We start from the raw sequence: 9,519 nt of genomic DNA, 5'->3' as shown, positions 1-9,519 counted from the left end.
GCCGGGGGCTGGCCCCGGCCGACCGGCGCACGGGGGCCGTCAGTGGCCCCGGGCCAGCCACTGCGCGAGGTGCGGCGCCTCCGCGCCGATGGTGGTGCTGTCGCCGTGCCCGGTGTGCACGACCGTCTCCGGGGGCAGGGTGAGCAGCCGGGTCCGGATCGACTCGACGATGGTGCCGAAGTCGCTGAACGAACGGCCGGTGGCGCCCGGACCGCCGGCGAACAGCGTGTCGCCGGTGAAGACGACACCGAGCTGCGGGGCGTGCAGGCTGCACGCCCCGGGGCTGTGGCCAGGGGTGTGCAGCACCCGCAGGTCGGTGCCCGCCACCTCGACCGTCGCGCCGTCGCGCAGCTCGCCGCCGGGGGCCACGTCGGGGTGCACCATGTCCCACAGCACCCGGTCGTCGGGGTGCAGCAGCACCGGCGCGCCGGTGGCCCGGGCGAGCTGCGGGGCCACCCGGACGTGGTCGTCGTGGGCGTGGGTGGCCAGGATCGCCACCACCCGGCGGCCCCCGACGGTACGCAGGATCGCGTCGACGTCGTGCGGGGCGTCGACGACGACGCACTCGTTGTCGTCGCCGATCACCCAGACGTTGTTGTCGACGTCGAAGGTCTGCCCGTCGAGGGAGAACGTGCCGGAGGTGACGGTGTGGTCGACGCGGGCGGTCACGGGAAGACCACCACCGAACGCAGCACGTCGCCGTGGTGCATCCGGGTGAACGCCTCCTCGACCTGGTCCAGGGCGATCTCCTCGGAGACGAACGCGTCCAGGTCGAGCCGGCCCTGCAAATACAGCTCGGTGAGCAGGGGGAAGTCGCGGCTGGGCAGGCAGTCGCCGTACCAGCTGGACTTGAGGGCGCCGCCGCGGCCGAAAACGTCCAGCAGCGGCAGCTCCACGGTCATCTGCGGGGTGGGCACGCCGACCAACACGACCGTGCCGGCGAGGTCGCGGGCGTAGAACGCCTGCTTCCACGTCTCGGGGCGGCCGACGGCGTCGATGACGACATCCGCGCCGAAGCCGCCGGTGGCGGCCCGGATCGCCTCCACCGGGTCGTCCTGCGAGGCGTCGACGGTGTGGGTGGCGCCGAACCTGCGGGCCCAGTCGAGCTTACGGGAGTCGGTGTCCACCGCGATGACCGTCGTCGCCCCGGCCAGGGCGGCGCCCGCCACGGCGGCGTCACCGACGCCACCGCAGCCGATGACGGCCACGGAGTCGCCGCGGGTGACGCCGCCGGTGTTCATGGCCGCGCCGAGGCCGGCCATCACCCCGCAGCCGAGCAGGCCCACGGCGGCGGGCCGGGCCGCCGGGTTGACCTTCGTGCACTGCCCCGCGTGCACGAGGGTCTTCTCGGCGAACGCGCCGATGCCCAGCGCCGGGGACAGCGCGGTGCCGTCGGTGAGCGTCATCTTCTGCGCGGCGTTGTTGGTGGCGAAGCAGTACCACGGCCGGCCCCGGCGGCAGGCGCGGCAGACCCCGCACACGGCCCGCCAGTTGAGCACCACGAAGTCGCCGGGGGCGACCTCGGTGACGCCGTCGCCGACCTGCTCGACGATCCCGGCGGCCTCGTGGCCGAGCAGGAACGGGAACTCGTCGTTGATGCCGCCCTCGCGGTAGTGCAGGTCGGTGTGGCACACCCCGCACGCCTGGACGCGGACCACCGCCTCGCCGGGCCCCGGGTCGGGCACCACGACGGTGGTTACCTCGACCGGCGCGCCCTTGCGCCGTGAAATGACTCCCCGGACTTCCTGGCTCACGATCTCCTCCTGCTCCACGCGCTGTCGATGTCGCCGCCACCGGGCCCCGGCCGACGACGCGGGGCGCACCGACGGGGACGCCCACGCCGATCACGCTCCACGGCGAAACTACCGCCGATCATCTCGCGGGGCCCACCACCGGGCGGCGGTTCCCACCGGCGGGGCGGCCCGGACCGGATCAGCCAGCCGGCCGGGGTGCCACCTCGGCGGCGAGGCGACGGCGGGCGGCGTTTCGGTAGCGCAGCACCTGGACCGCGCCGAGCGCCCAGAGGGCGTACTGCGTGGCGAAGGCCCACCGGAACGCGGCCAGGTCGGGGGCGGCCCGGCCGGCGGGGGTGGCCAGGTCCAGGACGACCCCGACGGCCAGCACGAGGGCGATCGAGGCGACGAAGCCGCCCACGTTGACGATGCCGGTGGCGCTGCCGATCCGGCTGGCCGGGTTGAAGGTGCGGGCGTAGTCGAAGCCGATGACGGAGCCGGGGCCGTTCGCGGCGAGCACCAGTACCAGCACGACCAGCAGCCAGCCCGGGGCGCGGCCGGGCCAGGCGAGCACCACCGCCCAGACCGCGGCGGTGGCCGCGGTGACGGTGAGCACGAGCACCGAGCGGCGCAGCGGGTACCGGGCGCACAGGTGGGCGACGACCGGCCCCGCCGCCAGGCTGGCCAGGGTCATCAGGGTGAGCAGGGACGCGGCGGCGGTGGGCGCCATCCGCTGCCCCTGCACCAGGAACGGGTAGCCCCACAGCAGGGCGAACACCGCGCCGGAGAACTGGGTGACGAAGTGCGTCCACAGGCCCAGCCGGGTGCCGGGTTGCGCCCAGGCCGCGGCCAGCTGCCGGCGTACCGTCGTCAGGTCGGGCGCGGGCACGCTGGCGTGCCCGCGGTGCGGGGCGTCCCGGACCACCGCGACGACCGCGGTGAGCGCGGTCGCGCCGAGCGCGGCGGTGCCGAGGAACGCCGGGGTCCAGCCCGCGTGGTGCAGCAGCGCGCCCAGCGGCACGGCGCCCAGCACCGCGCCGAGCTGACCGAGGGTGCCGGTGAGCTGCACCATCATCGGGTTGCGCCGGCCGGGGAACCAGAACGCGACGATGCGCAGCACGCTGATGAAGGTCATCGCGTCACCCAGGCCGACCAGCACCCGGGCGGCGACGGCGAGCCCGACGTCGGTGGCGACCGCGAAGCAGAGCTGACCGGCGACCATCAGCGCGCCGCCGGCGACGAGTAACCGGCGGGAGCCGTACCGGTCGAGTAGCACGCCCACCGGCACCTGCATCGCCGCGTACACGGCGAGTTGGGCGACGGTGAGGGTGGCCAGGGCGGAGGCGTTGATGTCGAAGCGGTGCGCGGCGTCGACCCCGGTGACGCCCAGCGAGCTGCGGTGGAACACCGCCGCCACGTACGCGCCCAGGGCCACGGCCCAGACCCCGGCGGCCCGGCGGCCCGGCGCGGCGGCCTCCACGACGGTGGCGTGGAGCGCCCGGTCGACGGCCATCAGCGCGGTGACGTCGCCGGCCGCGTGGGCCGCGCGCATCCGGTCCGGCCGGCGGGCGAGTTCGGCCCGCAGGGCGGACCGGCGGCACCCGCCACCGTGCTGGGATGCGTCATGTTTCTATGATGGGCGCCGGTCGGGGTGCCGTCCGCCACGGGCGGACGCAACGTGGTGCGGGCCACCCGCGCGGCGCTGTGGCGTGCGCCACCCGGCGGACACGCCGGTGCCGGGCGGCGGCATCGGAACCGACTGGGCAGAATCGACACATGTCTTCCCGCCGGTGGCTGCTCGCCGATCAACTCGGGCCCCACTTCCTCGACGATGCGGTGCAGCCGGTGCTGCTCGTGGAGGCCCGGGAGCTGTTCCGGCGCCGCCCGATGCACCGGCAGAAGGCGCACCTGCTGCTCTCCGCGCTGCGACACCGCGCCGCCGAGCTGGGGGACCGGGCCCTGCTGGTGCGTGCCGGCACGTTCCGGGAGGCCCTGCAGCGCGTCGACGGGCCGGTCGAGGTCTGCCACCCGCCGTCGCGGGCCGGGCTGGCCTTCGCCCGCTCGGTGCCGGGGCTGACCGTCCTGCCGCCACGCGGCTTCCTCACCCACCGGGAAGACTTCGCGGCGTGGGCCGACGCCGACCGCAGGGGGCCGCTGCGGGTGTCCGACTTCTACCGTTGGGCCCGGCGCGAGCACCGCGTGTTCGACGGCCCGCCGGGGCGGGTCCCCCGCCGGCCCCGCCGCGCCGACGGCGCCGCCGGGCTGGTGGCGCCGGCTCCCCCACCGATCGTGGAGGACGCCATCGACGCGGAGGTCCGCGACGAACTGGACCGCTGGGAGCGCGACGGCGTGCGGTTCGTCGGCCGCGACGGCCCGCGCCGCTACCCGGCCACCCACGCCGAGGCCGACGCGCGGCTGCGCCACTTCGTGGCGCACCGGCTGCCCGACTACGGCCGCTACCAGGACGTGATGAGCGCGGGCGACCCGCTGTTGACCCACAGCGTGTTGTCGTCGTCGTTCAACCTGGGGTTGCTCGACCCGGCGGAGGCGGTCCGGGCCGCCGAGGGCGCCTGGCGGGCGGGGGCCGCGTCGCTGTCCGCGGTGGAGCCGTTCATCCGGGGGCTGCTGGGCTGGCGGGAGTTCCTCTGGCAGCTCTACTGGTACGTCGAGCCGGGCCACCGGGGCGCCAACTGGCTGGCCGCGACCGAGCCGCTGCCCGGCTGGTTCGCCGACCTGGACGCCGACGCCGTGGAGGCCCGCTGCCTGGCCGACGTGCTCACCGGGGTCCGCGACCGCGCCTGGGCGCACCACGCGCAGCGCCTGCTGGTGCTCGGCAACTACGCGTTGCAGCGCGGCTGGCGGCCGGCGGAGCTGGCGGACTGGTTCCGGAACTGCTTCGTCGACGGCACCGACTGGGCGATGAACGCGACCGTGATCGGCATGAGCCAGCACGCCGACCTGGGCCGCGTCGACACCCGTCCGTACGCGGTCGACGGCCGGTACGTCGACGAGCTGAGCGACTACTGCACCGGCTGCCGGTACCAGCCGGAGACGACGCTGGGCGACCTTGCCTGCCCGTACACCGGGGGTTTCGACGCGTTCCTGCACCGCAACCGCGACCGGCTCGCCGCCGACGCGCGGCTGGCCGCGGAGCTGGCCGAACGCGACGATCCGCAGCTGCGCGACGCGGTGCTGGCGCAGGAGGACAAGCGCGGCAGCAGCCCGCCCTGACGCGGCGGCGCCCGGCGCGCCGGTGCACACGCGGCCGCTCGGCGGCCTACCCCGCCCAGAAGCCGGTGACGAGGCGGTGGAACTCCTCGGCCCGTTCGATCTGCGGCAGGTGCCCCGTGTCGGCGAACAGGTGGGTGTGGGCCCGGGGCAGCCGGGCCCGGGCCGCGTCGAGGTGGGCGGCGGGCAGGATCTGGTCCCGGTCGCCCCAGACGACCAGGACGGGCAGGTCCAGCCGGGCCACCGCGTCGAGCAGTTCCTGACGCCACGGCCCGGCGACGCCCCGCAACGTGCCGAGGCTGCCGACGAGTTCACGCATCACCCGGGCGGCGTGCGGGCGCCGGGCCGCCGCCATGGCCTCGGCGAGGCGGGCGGCGGTGACGTGCCGCCGGTCGTTGAACAGGGCCCGCTCGGTGCGCCGGATCACGGCCCGGTTCGGCCGCAGCAGCAGCCGGCCCAGCGGCCGCAGCGCCAGCAGCCGCAGCGCGATCGTCACCTCCCGGCCGAAGCCGGCGCTGGCGACCAGCACCAGGCTGGCCGCGCGGGCCGGGTCGTCGACGGCCAGCCGCATGGCGACCGCCCCGCCGAGGGAGTTGCCGACCAGGTGGGCGGGGCCGTGCACGCCGAGCGCGTCGAGGCAGTCGGCGGCGGCCCGGGCCAGCGCCGGCAGGGTGTGCGGCTCGTCCAGCGGCGCGGACCCGCCGTGCCCGGCCAGGTCGAGGCTGACCACCCGGTGGTCGCAGGCGAGCCGCTCGTGCAACTCGGCGAAGTCGGCGAGGGTGCGACCGATGCCGTGCAGCAGCACCACCGGCGGGCCGTCGCCGGCGACCCGGCAGCGGGCGACGCGTCCCCGCACGGTGACGACGGTGTCGACCGGGCCGGTCACGCCGGCTCCCCCGGGCCGTCGGCCGGCACCGCCGCGGCCGTCCCGGCGGGTCGGTTCGCCGCCGGTGCGGCAACGGCGGGAGCGGGCCCGGCGGCGGTTCGCTTCGCGGCGAGGGCGAGGAGCCGGCCGTGCCCGGCGGGGGCGAGCCGGGCCAGCAGGTCGGGCAGCCGCGCCGACCAGCCGATCAGCACCCGACCCCGACGCCGCCGCACACCGCGCAGGATGGCCTCGGCTGCGGTGGCCGGGTCGATGGACAGCAGCCGCTCGAACCGGCGGCGGGCCGCCTCGTACTCCTCGGTGGGCACGCCGCTGCCGACGCGGGCGTCGGCAGCGATGCGGGTACGGATGCCGCCGGGGTGCACGCACGTCACCCCGACCCCGTCGCCGGCCAGCTCGTGGCGCAGCGCCTCGGTGAAGCCCCGCACGGCGAACTTGCTGGCCGAGTAGGCGGCCTGCCCGGCCGGGGCGATCAGCCCGAAGAGGCTGGACACGGTGACCAGGTGCGCGCCCGGCTCGGCCTTCAGGGCGGGCAGCAGGGCATGGGTCAGCTGCACCACGGCCCGGAAGTTGACGTCGATCACCCAACCGAACTCGTCGAGGGTGACCTGGTCGAAACGGCCGCCCAGCGCGACGCCGGCGTTGTTGACCAGCAGCCGCAGCCGCGGATGCCGCCGCCGGACCTCCTCGGCCACCCGGGCGGTGGCGGCGGCGTCGGCCAGGTCGACCACGAACGTGGTGACCCGCCGGTCGGGGTGGGCGGCGCGCAGCGCGGCGGCCACGGCGGCGAGCCGGTCGCCGTCACGGTCGAGCAGCACCAGGTCGGTGCCGCGCCGGGCCAGACCGTCGGCGAGGGCCTCGCCGATGCCGCCGGCCGCCCCGGTGACCACGGCCGTGCCGGCCGCGAAGTCGAACCTGCGCACGTCGATCTCCCTTCGCCTCGCGCCCGGTCAGCCGACGGCGGTGCCGGCCGGGCGGGCCGGGCCGCGTCGGTGCGTCGTGGACGCCTGCGGGGCGCGCGAGAACCGCACGCCGACGTCGGTGAGCCGGCCGTGCCGCATGAGCAGCACGTCACGGGCGTAGTTCTGGTGCAGCCGCCACGGCGCGGACGAGCCCTGCTTGGGCAACACGTCGACGCTGCGCAGCACGTACCCGGCCGCGAGGTCGATGATGGGCTCCAGCGGGCCGCCGGCAGGGGCCAGCGGGGTGACGATCTGCTGGCCCGTGGCGTCCAGGTGCCGCAGCAGCCGACACACGTACGTGGCGACGAGGTCGGCCTTGAGCGTCCAGGAGGCGTTGGTGTAGCCGATGGTCATCGCGAAGTTCGGCACCCCGGACAGCATCATCCCCTTGTAGGCGACCGTCGCGCCGAGGTCGACGGCCCGCCCGTCGACGGTGAGCGTCATGCCGCCGAGGGCGAGCAGATTGAGCCCGGTGGCGGTGACGACGACGTCGGCGGTCAGCTCGGCGCCGCAGGCGAGGCGGATGCCGGTGGGGGTGAACGTGTCGATCAGGTCGGTCACCACGTCGGCCCGGCCGGCGCGCAGGGCGGTGAACAGGTCCCCGTCGGGGGCCACGCACAGCCGTTGGTCCCACGGGTCGTAGCGGGGCGAGAAGTGCCGGTCGACGTCGTAGCCGGCCGGGAGGCGGCCCTTCGCCGCGCGCCGCAGGAACCGCTTGACCAGCGTCGGGGCGCGGCGGCTGAGCTGGAAGGTGGCGGTGCCGAGCAGCACGTTCTTCCACCGCACCACCAGGTACGCGGCCTTCGCCGGCAGCCAGCGCCGCAGCGCGTCGGCGAGCACGTCGCGCGACGGCAACGCGACGACGTACGTGGGTGAACGCTGGAGCATGGTGACGTGGGCGGCGCGCTGCGCGAGGGCCGGGACGAGGGTGACGGCGGTCGCGCCGCTGCCGATCACCACCACCCGCGCGCCGGTGTGGTCGAGGTCGGCGGGCCAGTGCTGCGGGTGGACCAGCCGCCCGGTGTAGGAGTCGACGCCCGGCAGGTCCGGGGTGTGGCCGGCGTCGTAGCGGTAGTAGCCGGAGCAGACGAACAGGAAACCGCAGGTGACGGTGACGTCCTCGCCGGTGTCGTCACGGCGGGCGCGCACCGTCCAGCGACCCGTGGCGCTGTCCCACCGGGCGGCGAGCACCCGGTGGTGGAACCGGACGTGCTCGTCCACCCCGTACTCGCGGGCGGTGTCGCGCACGTAGGCGCGGATCGACTCGCCGTCGGCGATGGCGCGCGGGTTCGTCCACGGCTTGAACGAGTAGCCGAGCGTGAACATGTCCGAGTCCGACCGCACGCCCGGGTAGCGGAACAGGTCCCAGGTGCCGCCGATCGCGCCGCGCGCCTCCAGCACCGCGTACGTCTTGTCGGGGCAGGTGCGGCGCAGGTGGCAGGCCGCGCCGACGCCGGAGAGGCCGGCGCCGACGATCAGCACGTCGACGTGGTCGCAGGCCATGACACGTCTCCCGTCGCAGGCGCTCAACCGGACACTATCCAGCACCGTCGACGGCGGTCAACGCCCAGCCGGCGGGCGGCCCGGGTGGCGCGATAGGCGGTGGCGCCGCACGAGCTGCGGTGGCCCGGCGTGACGTGTTCCGTCCCGGGGCCGGCCTCGTCGACCACACCGGCGTTTCTCGCAGCGCGCCAGGTCGCGGAGCACACCGTGGCCGCGTACGACGGCGTAGCGGGAGCCGCCGCGCAGCACCGCGGCCCGGTCGGCCCGGATAATGAAGGCGGCGCCGGGACGTCCCGGCGCCGTCGTGGCGTCTTCGAGGGGGACCCGACGTGTCCGACACAGCCCCGCCCGGGCCCGGTGACGAGCTGCGGGCGGACTGCGCCCGCTGCTTCGGGCTGTGCTGCGTGGCGCCCGCCTTCGCCGCCTCATCGGACTTCGCCGTGGACAAGCCGGCCGGGCGGCCGTGCCCGAACCTCGGCGACGACTTCCGCTGCGGCATCCACCGGGACCTGCGGGTCCGCGGCTTCGCCGGGTGCACCGTCTTCGACTGCTTCGGGGCGGGCCAGCAGGTCGCCCAGGTCACCTTCGCCGGCCGGGACTGGCGGGCCGCCCCACGGGAGGCGACCCGCATGTTCGACGTGTTCGCCGTGATGCGTCCGCTGCACGAGCTGCTGTGGTATCTGACGCAGGCGGTGGCGCTGACTCCGCCGGGGCCGCTGCGCGTCGAGCTGGACGCGGCGCTGACGCAGACCCGGCGGCTGGCCGGCGGCACCGCCGAGGAACTGCTCGCCGTGGACGTCGACGCCCACCGGGGGCGGGTGAATCCGCTGCTGACCCAGGTCAGCGACCAGATCCGGGGCGCACGGGCCGGCGCGGACCATCGGGGCGCGGTGCTGGTCGCCGCCGACCTGCGCCGGGCCGACCTGGTCGGGGCGAACCTGCGCGGCGCGGTGCTGCTCGGGGCGGACCTGCGCGGCGTGGACCTCACGCTGGCCGACCTCACCGGCGCCGACCTGCGCGGCGCGGATCTGCGCGGGGCCGACCTGCGCGGGGCGTTGTTCGTGCACCAGTCGCAGGTCGACGCGGCTCGGGGCGACCACCGCACCGGGCTCGCCGCGGCGCTGACCCGCCCCGCGCACTGGCCGCCGCCGGCGGCCCCGACCCGCCGGCTCTCCGCCGCGCCGGCCGGCCGGGGCCGCCGCCGCTGACC

8 protein-coding genes are annotated in these 9,519 nt (G+C 76.1%); 2 read left to right on the top strand and 6 right to left on the bottom strand.

Annotated features, from left to right (window positions below):
* Positions 1 to 39: 39 nt before the first annotated feature.
* The 3 genes from ACFT41_RS31475 to ACFT41_RS31465 form a co-directional block, all read right to left on the bottom strand.
* Entirely contained in the window at positions 40 to 669 is a 630-nt protein-coding gene (locus ACFT41_RS31475; RefSeq protein ID WP_377589940.1) for an MBL fold metallo-hydrolase, read from the bottom strand.
* Entirely contained in the window at positions 666 to 1,754 is a 1,089-nt protein-coding gene (locus tag ACFT41_RS31470; protein WP_377589939.1) for an S-(hydroxymethyl)mycothiol dehydrogenase, read from the bottom strand. Before ACFT41_RS31470 ends, ACFT41_RS31475 begins: the two co-directional genes overlap by 4 nt.
* Before the next feature lie 178 nt (positions 1,755 to 1,932).
* Positions 1,933 to 3,285: a nitrate/nitrite transporter gene (locus ACFT41_RS31465; protein WP_377589938.1), complete on the bottom strand. Its 1,353-nt coding sequence runs from the start codon at positions 3,283 to 3,285 to the stop codon at positions 1,933 to 1,935.
* 224 nt (positions 3,286 to 3,509) lie between these two features.
* Between ACFT41_RS31465 and ACFT41_RS31460 the strand changes: the two genes are divergently transcribed.
* Complete coding sequence (locus tag ACFT41_RS31460) at positions 3,510 to 4,964, top strand: cryptochrome/photolyase family protein (protein ID WP_377589937.1); 1,455 nt, start codon at positions 3,510 to 3,512, stop codon at positions 4,962 to 4,964.
* Between the two features lie 46 nt (positions 4,965 to 5,010).
* On the opposite strand, the gene ACFT41_RS31455 is transcribed toward ACFT41_RS31460, so the two are convergent.
* Genes ACFT41_RS31455 through ACFT41_RS31445 form a run of 3 tightly spaced genes read right to left on the bottom strand, consistent with a single transcriptional unit; the run spans position 5,011 to position 8,309 of the window.
* Complete coding sequence (locus ACFT41_RS31455) at positions 5,011 to 5,847, bottom strand: alpha/beta fold hydrolase (RefSeq protein WP_377589936.1); 837 nt, start codon at positions 5,845 to 5,847, stop codon at positions 5,011 to 5,013.
* Positions 5,844 to 6,767 (bottom strand): SDR family NAD(P)-dependent oxidoreductase, encoded by a 924-nt coding sequence (locus ACFT41_RS31450; protein WP_377589935.1) that lies wholly within the window; start codon positions 6,765 to 6,767, stop codon positions 5,844 to 5,846. Before ACFT41_RS31450 ends, ACFT41_RS31455 begins: the two co-directional genes overlap by 4 nt.
* 27 nt (positions 6,768 to 6,794) lie before the next feature.
* Positions 6,795 to 8,309 (bottom strand): flavin-containing monooxygenase, encoded by a 1,515-nt coding sequence (locus tag ACFT41_RS31445; protein WP_377589934.1) that lies wholly within the window; start codon positions 8,307 to 8,309, stop codon positions 6,795 to 6,797.
* Between the two features lie 329 nt (positions 8,310 to 8,638).
* On the opposite strand from ACFT41_RS31445, the gene ACFT41_RS31440 reads away from it, so the two are divergent.
* Positions 8,639 to 9,517 carry a pentapeptide repeat-containing protein gene (locus tag ACFT41_RS31440; protein WP_377614093.1) on the top strand — a complete coding sequence of 293 codons (879 nt, stop codon included), beginning with the start codon at positions 8,639 to 8,641 and terminating at the stop codon, positions 9,515 to 9,517.
* Positions 9,518 to 9,519: the final 2 nt, after the last annotated feature.

The organism is Micromonospora sp. NPDC057141 (genome assembly GCF_042670805.1).
Classification (GTDB): Bacteria; Actinomycetota; Actinomycetes; order Mycobacteriales; family Micromonosporaceae; genus Micromonospora.
The sequence above is the reverse complement of the archived record's forward strand: the minus strand, read 5'-3'. Positions and strand labels throughout refer to the sequence as shown.